Source organism: Clostridium punense (genome assembly GCF_017874425.1).
In the GTDB taxonomy this organism is placed as follows: domain Bacteria; phylum Bacillota; class Clostridia; order Clostridiales; family Clostridiaceae; genus Clostridium_J; species Clostridium_J punense.
The window spans coordinates 32,206-48,794 of the sequence record NZ_JAGGLL010000016.1; the positions used below are offsets into that span (position 1 = coordinate 32,206).

At 31.4% G+C, this 16,589-nt stretch carries 12 protein-coding genes; 8 read left to right on the plus strand and 4 right to left on the minus strand.

Translation table 11 applies throughout. The features are described 5' to 3' along the window. Positions 1–136 precede the first annotated feature (136 nt). Both J2Z44_RS10970 and J2Z44_RS10975 read right to left on the minus strand, forming a co-directional pair. Positions 137–1,360 carry an ABC transporter permease subunit gene (locus J2Z44_RS10970; protein ID WP_209649571.1) on the minus strand — a complete coding sequence of 408 codons (1,224 nt, stop codon included), beginning with the start codon at positions 1,358–1,360 and terminating at the stop codon, positions 137–139. Continuing rightward, complete coding sequence (locus tag J2Z44_RS10975) at positions 1,360–2,271, minus strand: ABC transporter ATP-binding protein (RefSeq protein WP_021281861.1); 912 nt, start codon at positions 2,269–2,271, stop codon at positions 1,360–1,362. Before J2Z44_RS10975 ends, J2Z44_RS10970 begins: the two co-directional genes overlap by 1 nt. A gap of 701 nt (positions 2,272–2,972) precedes the next feature. Here J2Z44_RS10975 and J2Z44_RS10980 point away from each other — a divergent pair. The 8 genes from J2Z44_RS10980 (at position 2,973) to J2Z44_RS11015 (ending at position 10,825) form a co-directional block, all read left to right on the plus strand. Next, positions 2,973–3,689: a CBS domain-containing protein gene (locus tag J2Z44_RS10980; protein WP_209649572.1), complete on the plus strand. Its 717-nt coding sequence runs from the start codon at positions 2,973–2,975 to the stop codon at positions 3,687–3,689. A gap of 546 nt (positions 3,690–4,235) precedes the next feature. Then, on the plus strand, positions 4,236–5,141 hold the full coding sequence (locus J2Z44_RS10985; RefSeq protein WP_021281864.1) for a putative selenate ABC transporter substrate-binding protein: 906 nt from the start codon (positions 4,236–4,238) through the stop codon (positions 5,139–5,141). 412 nt (positions 5,142–5,553) lie between these two features. Continuing rightward, the gene (locus J2Z44_RS10990) at positions 5,554–6,495 is read left to right on the plus strand and encodes a phosphonate ABC transporter ATP-binding protein (RefSeq protein WP_021281865.1); all 942 of its coding nucleotides are present in this window, start codon (positions 5,554–5,556) and stop codon (positions 6,493–6,495) included. After that, positions 6,488–8,128, plus strand: coding sequence for a PhnE/PtxC family ABC transporter permease (locus tag J2Z44_RS10995; protein ID WP_021281866.1), 1,641 nt, complete (start codon positions 6,488–6,490; stop codon positions 8,126–8,128). Before J2Z44_RS10990 ends, J2Z44_RS10995 begins: the two co-directional genes overlap by 8 nt. Positions 8,129–8,481: 353 nt before the next feature. After that, a complete protein-coding gene (locus J2Z44_RS11000; RefSeq protein ID WP_021281867.1) occupies positions 8,482–8,982 on the plus strand; it encodes an NUDIX hydrolase in 501 nt (166 codons plus the stop codon). Between the two features lie 88 nt (positions 8,983–9,070). Next, positions 9,071–9,598: a signal peptidase I gene (lepB, locus tag J2Z44_RS11005; protein ID WP_021281868.1), complete on the plus strand. Its 528-nt coding sequence runs from the start codon at positions 9,071–9,073 to the stop codon at positions 9,596–9,598. A 101-nt stretch (positions 9,599–9,699) separates the two neighbouring features. After that, the gene (locus tag J2Z44_RS11010) at positions 9,700–10,257 is read left to right on the plus strand and encodes a flavodoxin domain-containing protein (protein ID WP_209649573.1); all 558 of its coding nucleotides are present in this window, start codon (positions 9,700–9,702) and stop codon (positions 10,255–10,257) included. Positions 10,258–10,279: 22 nt separating this feature from the next. Continuing rightward, entirely contained in the window at positions 10,280–10,825 is a 546-nt protein-coding gene (locus J2Z44_RS11015; RefSeq protein ID WP_021281871.1) for a flavodoxin domain-containing protein, read from the plus strand. A gap of 359 nt (positions 10,826–11,184) precedes the next feature. On the opposite strand, the gene J2Z44_RS11020 is transcribed toward J2Z44_RS11015, so the two are convergent. Continuing rightward, a complete protein-coding gene (locus J2Z44_RS11020) occupies positions 11,185–13,833 on the minus strand; it encodes a CheR family methyltransferase (RefSeq protein WP_209649574.1) in 2,649 nt (882 codons plus the stop codon). 366 nt (positions 13,834–14,199) lie between these two features. Further along, on the minus strand, positions 14,200–16,278 hold the full coding sequence (locus tag J2Z44_RS11025; RefSeq protein ID WP_021281874.1) for a sensor histidine kinase: 2,079 nt from the start codon (positions 16,276–16,278) through the stop codon (positions 14,200–14,202). Positions 16,279–16,589: the final 311 nt, after the last annotated feature.

Below are 16,589 nucleotides of genomic sequence, written 5' to 3' on the forward strand. Positions count from 1 at the left end.
AATAATCTTCCATAAGGCATTTGAAAATAAATAATACTAACTTACTTATCTATTTTTAAAAATGTCAAAGGGGGAGGAGAGATTAATTCTTATAACTAGTGATTTAATATTAGCATTGTTAATTTATGGTGCCTTATTATATAAGGATATCCTTCTTTGTAAATACAAAGTGAGATATTAGGTAGCAAACTACTGTCCAGCCAAGGAACACTAGCATAGAAGTTCCAAAGGTGGAGTTTGGATTGTTAAACATCGTGGCTGTTTGGCCCTTTAAAATAGCAGTTGTATCTGTATAACAAGGAAGTACGTAAATGGCAAATTTCTTAAGGAAACCTACTAAGTTAAATAAAATAGTCATTAAAATTATAAATACAGTGCCAACTCCCATAGATACCATACTGCTCTTAAATAGAGTAGATACTAGGAAGATAAAGGCTGTACAAGCTATTATATATAAGCCTTGAGTTAGTAGTAGCTCTACAGTATATTTCCAAAGTGGTATTATAGAAGAACTTCCAGCTACCATAGCAAGTTCATGTCCACCATTAGGTAAGAAGGTAGCCAGGTCAAACTGGTATTTTGCACCTACCATTACAGGGTAAGCTGGATTTCCAAAGCCATAAATTAGACCTACTATAAGGAAGAAGATTACTTCAATGGATAAAATTAATCCAGCAGCAGCTAAGGCTACTGAGATAAATTTTGAAAAAATCACTTTTCCTCTTGATACAGGTTGGGTTAAAAGTAACTTTAGAGTTGGAGGAGTGCATTCCCCAGAAACCATATCAGCGGCAAAAACTGCTATACCTATAGCTAAAAACACTTGGCCAAGAATGATTATTAATCTTTCGAGGAATAAGAAAGCATTAAATTCAAAATCATCCATTGGTTTAATATTGTTATCTTTTAAATACTTTGCCTCTGATAAACTTTGAGTCAACATGGATTTTGATTGCATAGAAGCATTCACATCATTCTTTAGGTTAGTTTCTAAATCCTTTATTCTATCATCTAGTTCTTTTTTCCAATCCATATCTTTTCCTATTTGAGCTTTAACCTTAGAGATTTGATCCTTTAATTCTGCAATATTTTCATCAATGTGCATTAGATATTGTTGCTTTTTAGCTTCATCATTTTTTATGTCAGTTGGAATATCATTTTTTCTCTGTTCATTATATTTAATATTTTCTTCATAGTTTTGTATTCTATGCTCTGGAGTATTATACTGTTTCATATTTTCTGATTCTTTATAAAGACCAAAGGCTATGAAACCAGTAAGTAGGATAAATCCTAGAATAACAACTAGAGTTTTTACTCTTTTAAATAGTTTAAGTAGTTCATATTTAATTAAGGTTATCATTATCTAATACCTCCTTCCACAAGTTCCATATATCTTTGCTCAAGTCCATTATGCTTTTTATAAACTTCATAAATATCTATGTTTTCACTTACAAGTGCTTTGATAACTTCTGGGGAAGAGTTCTTCTCAGTTACAACGGTAAAGGTATTATCAAGAGCAGAGCAGCCTCTTACAACACTTATATTTTGAAGTGCCACTCCAGCCTTAGAGGAATCACCTACAACAATTGTTAGAGTTTCAGTTTGGTTATTTATGTTTCCATCTGCAATGCTTTCGATTGCTTTTATTTCACCGTGATTTATAAATGCTACTGTATCGCAAAGCTGTTGAACTTCGCTAAGAATATGAGAGGATATAAGTACAGCCGCATTAGTTTCTTTAACAGCCTTTTTTACTATTTCTCTAAAGTCAATGATTCCAGTTGGATCAAGACCGTTAGTAGGTTCATCTAATATTAGTAGCTTAGGCTTTGATAAAAGAGCAGAAGCTAGTCCAAGTCTTTGTTTCATTCCAAGGGAATACTTTCCAACTTTATCATCTATTCTTCCAGATAAATTAACTAACTCAATGATTTCATCCACATTCTTTCTTGGGATTTTCTTTATGTCTGCAATCATATTTAAGTTTTGTCTTCCTGAAAGGTAGGTATACATTTCAGGGTTTTCAACTACTGCACCTACATTAGATAGGGCCTTAACACTGTTAGTTCCAATATTATTGCCACAAATACTAATGGTTCCTTTATCGGCTGCAATAAGCCCTACCATCATTCTTATTGTAGTAGTTTTACCAGCGCCATTAGGACCAAGGAAGCCAAAGATTTCACCTTCCTTAATGGAAAAACTGATGCCTTTGATTATTTCTCTTTTGCCTAATTTTTTATAGACATTGTTAACTTCAAGTACATTCATTAACACTTTTCTCCTTTCAAATTTGAATTAAATAAGTTGTGTACCGTATGCTAGTAATAAAAGTTCATTAACCTTCAATAACTAGGCAATAAGTTATAGGTTTCATGATTAATTTGGTTGATTTTAGACTCAATCTATTAATCATATAAATATTAACCATGAAGGATATAGAATTAATTCCCAAAGGAATAACATATTATAATATAGGGAACCAGAGTTAAAACTTAACTTATACATCAGTCCTACCATGGTTCCCTTAAGGCTTTTTGAACCTGGATAAATTAAGCTTTCACTAAGGAAGCCTATAGCTAAAAGATTTTGTCATGATTTTGTAAAACGTAAATCATCAGTACAAATAATATTATAACAGGTATCATCCAATAATTTCCTAAACATTTACATAAATATTTCTTAAGAATTCCTTAAGAACTTCTTTAGAAGTAGTTAGAATTGTAAAGAATTAAATAGGGATATATCTATAAAAGCATTAAACTGGTGGTATAATTAAGGTAGGAAATATAGGAGTAAGTAGTGAACATTTAGTTTTCAAGAGTCATTTTCTCAAAGGTATAAGGTAGTTGAAGCTTACATAAGTGTTACTAGGTAAGAGTAAATTAACCTTACAAATTATGATTGAAAACAGGGCTTATCAATAGCAGTTATAAAAAGACTCAATTAATACTTACTTTTAGGAGGTATAAATGGAAAAGAAAAATTCAGAAAGATTTTTAAGTGCCTTTATAAAAATAGAAACTAAGCTTAAAGAAATAGTAGGTAACGATAGCCATAAAGCCTTTTATCAGCTTGTAGATAGGGCTGCAGTAAAAAATCCAGCTATTGATAAATATAGAAGTGTCCTTAAAGAGTATGCAGAGCTAAGAAATGCAATCGTTCATAAACGAATTGAAGATGAGGCTATTGCAGAACCACATATAAAGGTTGTAGAAGATTTAGAGTTTATTTGCAATATGCTTACAACTCCTCCTACTTTAGAACAGGAATTTCTTCAAAAGGTAGTTAAGTGTAGCTCTTATGATAAAGTTAGCTTAGCTATAAGAAAAATGGTGAAGAATGATTTCTCTAAAATTCCAGTTTATGATGGCAAAAGGTTTATGGGGCTTTTAACTACTGATAGTATTGCAAGGTGGATAGCCTACAATTTAGAAAGTGGAATTGAAGTTGCTCAAGATGCAGATGTGGAAACAATTTTAGAATTTAGTAAGCAGAAGGAAACCTATACTTTTATAGCTAAAAATTCTACTGTGTTTGAGGCTATTAGTGTTTTTGAGCAATGGTATAAAAAAGGCCTTAGGCTAAATGCAGTTATAATTACAGAATGTGGAGATAGGAATGAGCCACCACTAGGAATTTTAAGTTTATTTGATTTACCAAAGTTATATGAGCGTGTGTCTAAGTAGTAAGAGGAGATGCACCAACCTCATAATTCACAGTGCTAGAGGAATTTGAAAATACTATAATTGATAAATAGGAAAAGTAATGATTTATGAATTCTTAATAATAGCATAAATCATTACTTTTTATCTTTTATAGATATATAAGATAAAACTGATTTCGTAGTTTTAGCAGCTCTTAAGAAAATGAAGGAAGTGCTACATATAAATTATAGGTAGATTATGGTTTTCATATAAAAAATATATATAGATAGGGTATAATCTATTAGGATTTTCAATTATACATTTTAAGCCTCATCACATATAATTTATAGTTGTGTGAAATTCAATATATTATATAATTTATATAATAATTTGGAATATAATGAAAAATACTGGGATGATTTTCATTGCTAATGGACAGCTAAGTAAAGTTTATATGGTTAAACTTTATTATGTATTGATTTTCTACATAATGTAAAACTATAACTATTAAATATAAATAAAATAATGCTGGATTTTCAAAGTGTTTGTTATAGATGAGATCACAGCTAAATGCGGAGGGACAAGTTAATGAAAAAAGTGATGGCAGCAGTACTTGCAGGACTTATGATGTTTTCAGTTACCGCTTGTGGTAAGAGTGCAGAGACAGAAACAGCTAAAAAGGAAACACCTACCTTTAAAATAGGAGCAATTCCAGACCAAGCAGCAGCAGATTTAAATAGGAATATGGGAGAAATGGCTAAATACTTAAGTGAAAAAACAGGACTTAAGGTGGAGTTTGTTCCTTCAGTTGATTATGCAGCACTAGTTACTGGTTTTGAAAGAGGAGAAGTTCAAATGGCTTGGTTCGGTGGATTAACAGGAGTTCAAGCTAGAGGAGTAGCACCAGGAGCAGAAGCTATTGCGCAAAGACCAATGGATGCTAAGTTTAAGTCAGTATTTATTGCTCAAAAGGACTTAGATGTAACTAAACTTGAAGATATAAAGGGAAAGACCTTTACTTTTGGAAGTGAAAGTTCTACTTCAGGAAGCCTAATGCCACGTTATTTTTTAACTCAAGCAGGAATAGATCCAGAGAAGGATTTTAATGGAGCACCAAACTACTCAGGTAATCATGATAAAACTATTGCCCTTGTACAAGGGGGTTCTTTCCAAACTGGAGCTCTAAATGTTTCTGTATGGGAAAAATCTATTAAAGAAAACAAGGTAGACTTAAATAAGGTTAAGGTTTTCTACACAACTCCTGAATACTTTGATTATCACTGGACAATCAATAAGCCAGATAATATAGATAAAGTTTATGGAGAAGGAACTAAGGAGAAGGTTAAAAAAGCCATATTAGAAATGAATGTTGAAGCAGGTGGTTCTCAAGCAGAAGTTCTAAAGTTCTTCCAAACAGATAAATTTGTAGAAACTAACAATGATAATTACAAAGCAATTGAAGAAGTAGGTAAGAAACTAGGAATGGTTAAGTAAAATAAACCTTAATAATAACTTTGGAGGGATGTAAGTCCTGCCAAAGTTATTGTTTTACTAGGAACTTTAACAACATTTTGGACGCTTCAAGTCTGTGATCTTCTAAAGTGGCAGTTGCTCACATTAGTCAAGTCACTTTGATGGCAGTGAAAGTTAGGTTCCAAAGTTGTTAGACCTAAGTAGCTTGCTGCGACTTTAATAATAGAAACTTTAAGGCATTCGTGATATATTAATTAAGATAAATTGTGAAACAAGAATAAGGAAACACTAGGATTAATTTAGCAGTAAATAGTTTAAATGATGTTAATTTTATATATGATATAGGCTGGTCCAATGTACAGTAAATATTTAAGTTGTTCAAAATACCAGTAGATTTTCAGATTTAAAAGCATGCACAGTAGAGAGCTTGCTTATGTTTATAAATAGAAAAGGATTAAGATTAAAAGGAATAGTAGGTGAAAAAATGACTACAAATACTGATGTTGTATTTCAAATCAATAATATATCAAAGGTTTATGATAAAAAAATAGCTCTTAATTCTGTAGAAATCAACATAAAAAAAGGTGAAGTTATAGCACTTATAGGACCAAGTGGGGCAGGTAAAACTACCTTGTTAAATACCTTAGCAACAGTAATAAAGCCTGATAAGGGAGAAATACTTTTAGATGGAAATAGCATAGAAAGCTATAAGGGAGTAAAGGAACTAGCAAAGAAGATAGGAATTATTCGTCAGCAGTTTGACTTAGTAGGACCTCTTCCTGTAATTCATAATGTGCTTGCGGGAAGGCTTAAGGATTGGGGGTTTTTTAAATCTTTACTATCCTTAGTAGTTCCACAGGATAAGGATTTAGCAATAAGAGCTTTGGATAGGGTTGGAATTAAAGAAAAGGCCTATGAGAGAACTTCTAATTTATCAGGGGGAGAGCAGCAAAGAGTTGCCATGGCTAGACTTCTAGTCCAAAATCCTGAAGTGATTTTAGCAGATGAGCCTGTGTCCTCTTTAGACCCTGCACGTGCTGAAGATATTTTAGATACACTAACAAATCTTGCAAAGGAGGAGGGGCAAACTTTAATTGCCAGCCTTCATTCCGTGGAGTATGCTAAGAAATACTTTAATAGAATAATAGCTCTTCGTGAAGGAAAAGTATACTTTGATCTACCTGCTGACAAGGTAACTAGTGAGCTATTAGGTAGCTTATATGACTTAAAAGAACTAAATGAAAATGGTAAGCAGAAAGAAAATATAAAAAATCACCTTGGTGAAACCCAAGCTGACCAAAATGGACTTGCCCAAGACCAACTTGTTCAAAATGAACTTGTTCATTACATGAAGGAGTTGAAGGAAGATGAATAATCTTAAATCAACCATAGATTATCATAAAAAAGGCATCTTAACTGCATTATTAGTTTTAATATTTATATGGAGTCTTTTTTCAGTAACTTGGAGTAAGGATCTTATTCATGCTGGTGGTAAAGCTACCATGATGCAAATATTTAATTCAATTCTTCATCCTAAGGTAACACCAGAGCTTATTAAGCTTGGATTTATTTCTACTTGGAGAACTCTTGCCTATGCAGTGACAGGGATGACCTTAGCTTTTATTATAGCCTTTGTTTTTGGAATCTTAGCCTCAGGAATTATGGCAGAAAGAGATGCCTCAAGAAAAGTATCAAAAAGTATATTTAGAGGCCTTTTAGGCTTTATGAGAGCAATTCATGAATTAGTGTGGGCTTGGCTCTTTGTTGCTGCTATAGGACTTACACCCTTTGCAGCTATTTTTGCACTAGCAATTCCCTATGGAGGAACCTTGGGTAGAATTTATGCAGATATTTTAAACGATGTGGCTAAAGAACCTATAAGGGCATTAAAGGCTTCAGGAGCCACAAAGCTTCAGCTTTTAATTTACGGGTACCTTCCTTTAGCGAAGGTGGACATGATTAGCTATACAATGTATAGGCTTGAATGTGCTGTTCGTTCTTCAACTATTATGAGCTTTGTTGGACTTGGAGGCCTTGGGTTTCAAATTCAATTATCCCTTCAAGATTTAAACTACAATGAAGTATGGACTTTTATGTTCTTTTTAACTGCACTAGTAGTTTTAATTGACCTTTGGAGTAATGTACTTAGAAATAAGTTGATTTCTAATAAAGAGTATAAGAAAAAGTTTAATTTTAATAAGTTTTCTCTTCTTTTAGCTGTAGTAATAATTATTGGTTCATGGGTATTTATATTTGTAGCTGATAAAGCTGATTTTTTTGGACTCTTCACTGAAAAGAATTATATGTACACCAAGAAGTTTATAAATGGACTTCTTGGAGCTCAAGAAGCGAATCCAGCCTTTTTAAATAGTGAAAGTTGGGCAAAGGCTTTGAAGCTTACTTATGATACTCTTCAAATGAGTGTTATGGCTATTGGTTTTGCAACTGTAGCAATGCTTTTAACTGTACTTCCAGCAGCAAGGAATGTAGCTGATGGAAGCCTAACTTTAAGTAAAAAGTGGTATAAATGGCTTAGTTTTGGAGTAATACGTTTTGTTTATATATTTTCAAGATCAGTACCAGAACTAGTTTGGGCAATGATTATAGTATTTATATTTAAACCAGGAATTTTGCCAGGAGCCATAGCTCTTGCTATACACAACTTTGGTATCATTGGAAAACTCTGTGCAGAGGTTATTGAGGATTTAGACTTAAGACCAATTAGAAATATAGCATCTTCGGGAGGAACTTCCTCACAAATGCTATTTTATGGTGTAATTCCAACAGTAATGCCTAAATTTATAACTTATATTCTCTATAGGGGTGAAGTAATTCTTCGTACCACTATAGTAGTGGGCTTTGTGGGAGCAGGAGGGCTTGGACAGCAGTTTAAACTAAGTATGAGTTACTTTAAATACACAGAAATAACTTTGTTATTAATTTGTTATTTACTACTTGTAGTTCTTGCAGATTTATTATCTGAAGGGTCAAGAAAGTTAAGTGAATAATATGTTTTAGAAAAAGTCATGAATAGTTTAAAGGAAATAAAACTTTTAAAGCCACCGTAGACAGTTTAGTCTGAGGTGGTTTTATTTTATCCTTAGAATATATTAACTTTCGTAGTAAAAAGGTATTTTACCAATCTTTAAAAAGCGCCAAGGGAATCGTCATAAATTTCATATATAAGTTAATAACAGATTTTGAATTCATATGATAAAAAATAATACATATGGTCAGGAATAATTATCCATAGGGTAATTACAAGGTGATATTACTGGTGATATAATTAATATAAGATTTAAAAGTGGGAGTATTTTAATTAAGTAGAAAAGGTATTATCAATACTAAAGGGGGACATAAATTGGAGATATGGGACATATTAGATAAGCAGGGAAATAAAACTTACAAAACTATAGTTAGAGGAGAAGAATTAAAAGAAGGAGAGTATCATTTAGTGGTGCATATTTGGATTATGAATTCTAAAGGTGAGTTTCTAATTCAAAGAAGGGCTGATGCACTTAAGCTAATGCCTGGTATGTGGGCTGCCACTGGAGGGTCTGTTATAGCTGGTGAAGATAGCAAAACTGCGGCTTTAAGAGAAGTTAAAGAGGAGCTTGGCATAGACATTAATGCAGATAATATTCATAAAATATGGAGAGTTACAAGAAAGCATAATTTAGCAGATGTATGGTTTGTTAAAGAAGATGTCAATATAGAGGACTTAGAACTTTTAGAGGAAGAAGTAAGTCATGCTAAGTGGGTAGCTAAAGAGGAACTAAAATCTATGGTTACAAAGGGCGAATTCCATAACTATGGAGCAGAGTATTTTAGGAAGTTATATGAATATGCAGGTAAAAATTAGTTTATGTTTATCATAGCTTTAAACATAATAGGTAATTAACTATATTGGCATTGAGTATTAGAATTATTTTATTCTAGGAGGAGTAACTATGAAGAAGCTGAACATAACTGGTAAAGACATAATTCAAACATTAGGACTTTTAATAGGTATACTATTAGCACGGTTTTTTCTTATAGATAATGTGAGGGTAGAGGGGCAGTCAATGTATCCTACTTTAAATATGGAAAAATACAATGACAGAGTAGTTATAGAAAAGTACAAGCACTACACTAAAGACTATAAAAGAGGAGACATTGTAATTCTAAAGTCCGACAGAACTAATAATGATACATTCATAAAGAGAGTCATAGGATTACCTGGGGAAACCATAGAAATAAAACAAGGTAAGGTATACGTTGATAATAATTTATTAGAGGAAGATTATCTAAGCAATAATATAATTACTAATCCTCAAATGAATTTAATAGTACCACAAGGCAGTTTATTTCTTTTAGGAGATAATAGAGGACATAGCAGAGACAGCAGAGATATTGGTACAGTATCAATAAATGATATATTAGGGAAAGCAAGCTATAGATTTAACCTTCTGCACTTAGACTTTGAAAAGTTAAAGTAGAAAATTAGGAATAGAACTTTGTCTTTTCCAATATAACTAAGGATAAAAGTTTGCCATAGAGGTAGCTATTACATATCAATATGTGAAAAGGGGATGTATTTATGTTAGATGGTAATAAGGTTCTTGTAATTTATAAATCTAAGTATGGAAGTACAAAGAGATATGCTGAGTGGATTGCTAAAGAGGTAGATGGAGACTTAGTTGAAAGTGCTAAGGTTAAAGTTGAGGACTTGGGGAAGTATGACACTATAGTTTTTGGAGGCTTTTTATATGCTGGAAGTATTAAAGGGATAAAGGTAATCACTGAAAACTTCCAAAGTATCAAGGATAAAAGAATAATAGTATTTGCTGTTGGATCTTCTTCAGAAAAGTCAAAGGAAGTTGAGAAGACTTTTGTTACAAATCTTAATGGAGAACTTAGGGAAAAAGTAAAGCATTTTTATCTTAGAGGCTCGTTAAATTATCAAAAAATGGGTTTGGTAGACAAAGTTATGATGGGGATGCTTAGAATAATGCTTAAAAAGGCTCTTAAGGGAGATGTATCTGCTGATGAGAGAGCCGAAATGGAAGAAATACTAAAGGCTTACGGAAATCCAGTAGATTGGACAGATAAGAAGGCTATTGAACCAATAATACAATGTATAAATAATATATACTAATTTTAAAAGTGAGGTTGTATTTATGCTAGACAATACTAATAAGGTTCTTGTGATTTATAAATCTAAGTATGGAAGTACAAAGAGATATGCTCAGTGGATTGCAGAAGAAGTAGGAGGAGACCTAGTTGAAGTCTCTAAGGTTAAAGCTGGGGACTTAGGTAAGTATGATGCCATAGTTTTTGGTGGTTTTTTACACGCTGTTGGAATTAGTGGAGTTAAGGTAATTAATGAAAACTTTAAAAATATAGCTGACAAGAAGATTATAGTATTTGCTGTAGGCTGCACTCCAGAGAGAGAAAAAGATATAGAGAAAGTGTTTTCAACAAACTTTAAGGGTGAAGTCAGAGAAAAGGTGCATTGTTTTTACTTAAGAGGAGCCTTTAACTACGATAACTTAGATTTAGTTGATAAAATGATGATGAATGCATTAAAAATTAAACTTAAGAAAATTAAGGAAGAAGATTTAGATGAGGATGCTAAGGGATTATTAGAGTGTTATGATAATCCAGTAGACTGGACAGATAAGAAGTCGATTGATCCAATAGTACAATGTATAAATAAAAATTAAGGTTTATTTTTAAAATTGTTTGATATAGGTATATAGTTTAAGCAGCAATAAAACAGAGTGTTGGCAACACTCTGTTTAGGCAATTGGTATTAATGTTATAATTTAAATTTTAGCATAGTAGCAACCAATTATTATATTGGGCTACTTTTTTCATACTTTAAAAAGTTAGGGATTAGTAGGTAATGTTACATAAATGCCAAAGCTCTCACCTTGCGCACTAATCCAGACTTGTCCATCGTGAGCTTCTATAGCATTTCTTAACAAAAGATATTCGTAGTTTTCAAGAAGTTTACCTTGGAAGGAATATATACTGGTTTCAAGAGAAATCACAAAGTTACTAACTTCTTTTATTAGTATTTTTAATCACTGCCTATTTCAGCTAACTGATTTTTTAAGCTTCTAATTTCTTCTAAATATTTAGCTTCCATTTTTTCTTTTTCTTCACTTAGCTTCTTTATTTGATTATCTCTCGTAACCACTGCAGTCATATTTTCAATATTAATTACAATTCCTTTAATTCTAGATTCACTTGCCAAATAGGGATAGATACAAACCTGATACCAGTCATTAGAAAAGCCGGGAACAATTTTATTCTTCGGTATTAAGTTTGATACTACAGAATGAATATCATCAATTATGTTTTCATACTTTAAGTTCATTGATATATGACTTATTGGTCTACCTATATCTGAATCAATGATATTAATTTCCTTCTTTACACAGGAGGTGAACCTTCTAATGCAAAGGTTTCTATCAAGAAAGATTGTACTTACATTTGTGATATTTAAGAGATTATTTATATCATCATGGGCTTCTGTTAATTCATTTATTTTAAATTGGTATTCAGAGTTAAGGGTGTATAGCTCTTCATTAACAGATTGAAGTTCTTCATTTGTGCTTTGAAGTTCTTCATTTGAAGACAATAACTCTTCGTTGGTAGATTGTAATTCTTCATTGGAAGATTCAAGTTCTTCAATGATAGCTTGCACATGTTCATTGCTGTGCTTTAATTCATTTTCTAAATCTGAAATTCTTTGATAAACCTTTGCATGAACTTGGAAGTCTTCACCTTCATCTAGACAGTTATCAATTCCTTCTTCTTCAAATAAAAGAATCACATATCTTTTTGAAGTAGCCTCATCCACATAAGGTTTAACTGTTAAACATATTTCTAAGTAGCCATCGGGGTCCTTTATCCTGATATTTTTATATCTAAGTTCTTTTCCCTCATTTATAACAGTATGGACCGAGGTACTAACAGCAATAGATAAGTCTGGTCTAATCATTTTTAGTAGGTTTAAGCTTAATTTGTTTGAAGGAATTTTTATATACCTATTTACATCCCCAAAAACATGCACCAATTCATAATTTTCATCTATTATAACGCCCTTTGGAACATATTCCTCTTGAAGTTGTTTTATTATTTTATCTACGGACTTCTCTATATAGTTTGAGGCCTTAGAAGAGCCGTAATTTAAAAAGGAGGAATTTCTTTCACTAACATAACCACCAATATTACTGATGCTAAAACTATTTATGCGATTAAGCTTACCAATGCCACCATACTTAAATATTTTCCACTTATTATTATAAGGAATAAAATGTTTTCCCATATTTCCAATGGATTCACTGCTACCGAGAAATAGGTATCCATTTTCATTTAAAGCAAAGTGGAAAAAGCCTAAAATATTTTGCTGAGTTTCAGGTTGAAGATAAATTAATAAGTTTCTACAAGTCACTAAGTCCACTTTTGAAAAAGGAGGATCATTAATTAAATTATGTTTTGCAAATATCACCATATCTCTTATGGATTTATTTATTTGGTACTTGTCCTCTTTTTTTATAAAAAAGTTTTTTAATCTTTCACAGGATACATGTTCTTCTATGTTACTATCATAAAGTCCGTTGCTAGCTTTTGCCAGAGCTGCATCGTCAATATCAGAAGCAAATATTTTTATATTATAATCCTTATCCACTCTATTCATATATTCTTTCAGTAAGATAGCCATGGAGTAGGCCTCCTCACCAGTAGAACAGCCTGCTACCCAAACTCTTATAGTAGCACCAGGGTTTTTCTTTTCAAAAAGACTAGGAACTATTTCTTTTTCAATTATTTCAAAGGCTTCCTTATCTCTAAAAAAATGGGTGACCCCTATGAAAAATTCTTTATATAGGGACTTTATCTCATCAACATTGATATTAATGTATTTTAGGTATTCTTCTAAACTTTCAATTCCGTATAAACTCATCCGTTTTTCAATTCTTCTTAAAACAGTGCCTTTCTTATAATGAAAAAAGTCCGTATGAGTATATTCTTTTATGTAGCTTAGTATTTTATTAAAAACTTCTTCATTGTTTATTAAAGTATTACTAATAAAGTCCTCTTCAATAACTCCCTTTAAAACCTCAAGTATTTTACTAGGCATTTTAGAGGGAGATAAAACATGGTCTACGCAACCAGTGGCTAAGGCTGCATTGGGCATACTTATAAATTGAGCAGTCTTTTCATCCTGGACTAATACTAGTCCACCATTTGATTTTATAACCTTTATCCCACCACTCCCATCATAACCAGAACCAGATAGGATTACTCCAATGGCTTTTTCCTTTTTATCTTCAGCTAAAGAAGTGAAAAAGGTGTTAATTGGAAGAGAGGTTCCTGCTGTTGTAACTCTTTCAGATAAGTATAGCTTGTTGTTTTTTATAATCATTGATTTAGCTGGTGGAATAAGGTAAATATTATTAGGAATAACACGCATTTCATTCTCTGCAACAGTAACATTCATTTTTGTATGACGTGAAAGTAGTTCCTTCATTAGGCTTTTATGATCAGGTGATAGGTGTTGTATAATAACATAAGCTAGATTAGTGTCCGCAGGTGTATTGTCAAAAAACTCTGTTATAGCATCAAGGCCTCCAGCTGAGGCGCCAATTCCTACAATAGTTAAGTTTTCTTCTATATTTTTAGTTATATCCTTTATAACCATATTGTGAAATAAATTATCCATAAAATTACCCCCCAAAATATAAAAAGTAGAGATTAAATCAAAATGTGCCTATAAAAATAAAGTCTGTCCAATAAATAGAATAATTACATTATAATAAAAGACATGTATTGAATTTAAACTGATTGCAGTTCATATAATACACTATAGATTTTCAATTTAAAAGTCAATGTATAAGATTTGTAAGTATAGTGAACTTTTTTCCAGAATTACATAAGTTACATATAAGTATCATGAAAAATTAGAAGCTATAAAAGCAATTGGATAATTAAAGCAAAATAAGTTATTTAGGATATCTATAAGTATAAATTAAAAAAACTGGCAACCTTTTATGTAAAAATAATTGGTTGTCAGCTTATGTATTAATTCTTAAGCATAAATATCAGAGAACTCTAAGTTGATTTTTTCTACATTCTCTTGCCAAAAGTTAGTATCACTTAATATAAAGCTTTCCTGAACAAATTTTACAGGAAGAGTTATAATAAATTCACTACCTTTACCATATTCACTGAAAAGCTCTATTGTTCCACCGTGGAGTTCTATTAGTGATTTTACTAAAGATAGTCCAATGCCGCTTCCTTCCCTATTTCTACTCAAAGTTTTATCAACCTGCCTGAAGCGTTCAAAGATTACTTTGAGTTTGTCTTCTGGGATACCAATTCCAGTATCGCGTACACTTATACAAACTTCATCTTCTTTATCAGTTATGGTTACTGCTATTTCACCACCTTCAGAGGTGAATTTAACTGCATTTGCTAGTAGATTTAAAATTATTCTTTCCATCTTATCAGGGTCAAAAGCCATAATTTTTTCTTCAACATTAGTATCAAATACTAAGCTCACATTTCTATTTTCGATATACTGAGCCACTGATAAAGTGATGTTTTCAACTATACCTACAATATCATAGTTATTTGTTTGAATGTTAAGGAAACCAGAATCTATTTTAGTAATATCAATTAGATTATTTACTAGTCTTAAAAGTCTATAACAGTTTTGTTTTACCATGGACAAGTAATTTTCCATATGAGGTTTTGCACTGCCACATTCATCAAGCTTCAAGTTTAATACTTGAATTGCGCTAAAGATAATGTTTATTGGAGTTCTTAATTCATGGGATATGTTTGCAAAAAATTCTGTTTTTATCTTATCATATTGAAGTGCCTCTTGAAGTTGCTTGTCCTTTTCTTCTATAGAATTTTTGTATTTAATAGTATTTATTTTTTCTGTAATATCTTTAACTATAAAAAGGGTCATTGTTTCATCTTCAAAAAGTATCTTACCTTGTTCTATTTCAACATGAATCTTTTCATTCTTAGAATTCACAAACACTTCTTTTACACCACTTATAAATTGAGATTTGCCTTCAGTAAATCTACTTATAAACTGGATTTTATAATCAAGATCCACAAAGTTTAATAAGGGTTGTCCTAAAATATCTCCTGGATTCTCTAGCTCTAAAAGCTTTAGTGCAGACTGATTGCAATACACAACTCCATTTTTATCATGAACAAAAATCCCTACAGGGAGAATTTCTAGTAGATTTTTATATCTTTCTTCATTTTTAACTAAGCTTTCCTCAAGTTCTTTCAATCTTGTTATATCTGTATAGGAAGCAACCCCTCCTAAACCATTCTCAAGAGACTTAACAGTCAATAAGTACCAGTATTTCTTAAAGTCTTGTATGTAATAATACTCAAAGGAGTACTTATTCATATTGCCATTAAAAACTTGTTTTACATTATTTAGTACATCTCTATTCTGTAAAAATTTACTATTATCTGTGGTTCCCACATAACTTGAGAAGAAATTGTCTATCAGCTGAGGTCCCCTAAATATATTATTATCTAAACAGAGCTCCTCCATAGCTCTATTCACAGCAATTATATCTCCATTACTATCAAAAGCAGCTACCTTAGTTTCTATAGAGTTTAGTAGAAGTTCATTTAATTCATAAGATTGTCTTAAACTTTTTTCTACCTGCTTTCTCCAATCAATGTCAACACAATATATAATTACATCATTATCCTCATTAAGTAAAGCATAGCTACAACTGAACCAAATGTGCTTACCTTCTTTTGATATAAGCCTATTATCAATAGTAAAATTGTCTATTTCTTTATTAATAAGCTTATAGTAATTTTGTATTTTTAGTGAATAGTCATCTTTTTCATGTATAAGGTTAAAGCTTTGGTTAATTAACTCATCATATGAATATGCAAGTTTATTTAGTAGTTTTTCTGAGATATATTTTATATTTCCTAAACTGTCTATTTCTACAATTGTAGTAAACCCATTATTCTCCATTAAGCTTATTTTTTCTAGCTTAGTGTCTTTTTCCAACAGTAAATTTTCACAGGATGTTATTTTTTTTTGGTAAAGCAGGTTACTCCGAAGAAGTATTGCTACAGTTGCAATAAAACCTACTATATATAAAAACTCAATCAAATTTATGCCCCCCTACTTAAAATGCATTATTTAACAAATATTATTATATAAACTATGAATATCCTTGTATAGAAATAAAAAAGAACAATGTTTTGGCTATATCGACATAGTATATTAAATTGCATAGAGGAATATGTAAAATTATCTGCATCACTAAATAGTTTGGGGTAAATTGCATGAATCTTATTGAATTTTATGCAGATTAATGTAGCATTTTGGAAATTATTATTGCTAAACATAATTGAAATATAGGTACATCTCAGAAGAAACTAAGTAATTTATAAACATAAAACTACTGGATTAGGTGTAAA

What these genes read in the sequence shown, in the direction of transcription:
- J2Z44_RS10975 (WP_021281861.1), bottom strand. Translation starts at nt 2,271, where the DNA reads ATGAATGTACTTGAAGTTAACAATGTCTATAAAAAATTAGGCAAAAGA.
- J2Z44_RS10990 (WP_021281865.1), top strand. Translation starts at nt 5,554, where the DNA reads ATGTTTATAAATAGAAAAGGATTAAGATTAAAAGGAATAGTAGGTGAA.
- J2Z44_RS11010 (WP_209649573.1), top strand. Translation starts at nt 9,700, where the DNA reads ATGTTAGATGGTAATAAGGTTCTTGTAATTTATAAATCTAAGTATGGA.
- J2Z44_RS10985 (WP_021281864.1), top strand. Translation starts at nt 4,236, where the DNA reads ATGAAAAAAGTGATGGCAGCAGTACTTGCAGGACTTATGATGTTTTCA.
- J2Z44_RS10980 (WP_209649572.1), top strand. Translation starts at nt 2,973, where the DNA reads ATGGAAAAGAAAAATTCAGAAAGATTTTTAAGTGCCTTTATAAAAATA.
- J2Z44_RS11020 (WP_209649574.1), bottom strand. Translation starts at nt 13,833, where the DNA reads ATGGATAATTTATTTCACAATATGGTTATAAAGGATATAACTAAAAAT.
- J2Z44_RS10970 (WP_209649571.1), bottom strand. Translation starts at nt 1,360, where the DNA reads ATGATAACCTTAATTAAATATGAACTACTTAAACTATTTAAAAGAGTA.
- J2Z44_RS10995 (WP_021281866.1), top strand. Translation starts at nt 6,488, where the DNA reads ATGAATAATCTTAAATCAACCATAGATTATCATAAAAAAGGCATCTTA.
- J2Z44_RS11015 (WP_021281871.1), top strand. Translation starts at nt 10,280, where the DNA reads ATGCTAGACAATACTAATAAGGTTCTTGTGATTTATAAATCTAAGTAT.
- lepB (WP_021281868.1), top strand. Translation starts at nt 9,071, where the DNA reads ATGAAGAAGCTGAACATAACTGGTAAAGACATAATTCAAACATTAGGA.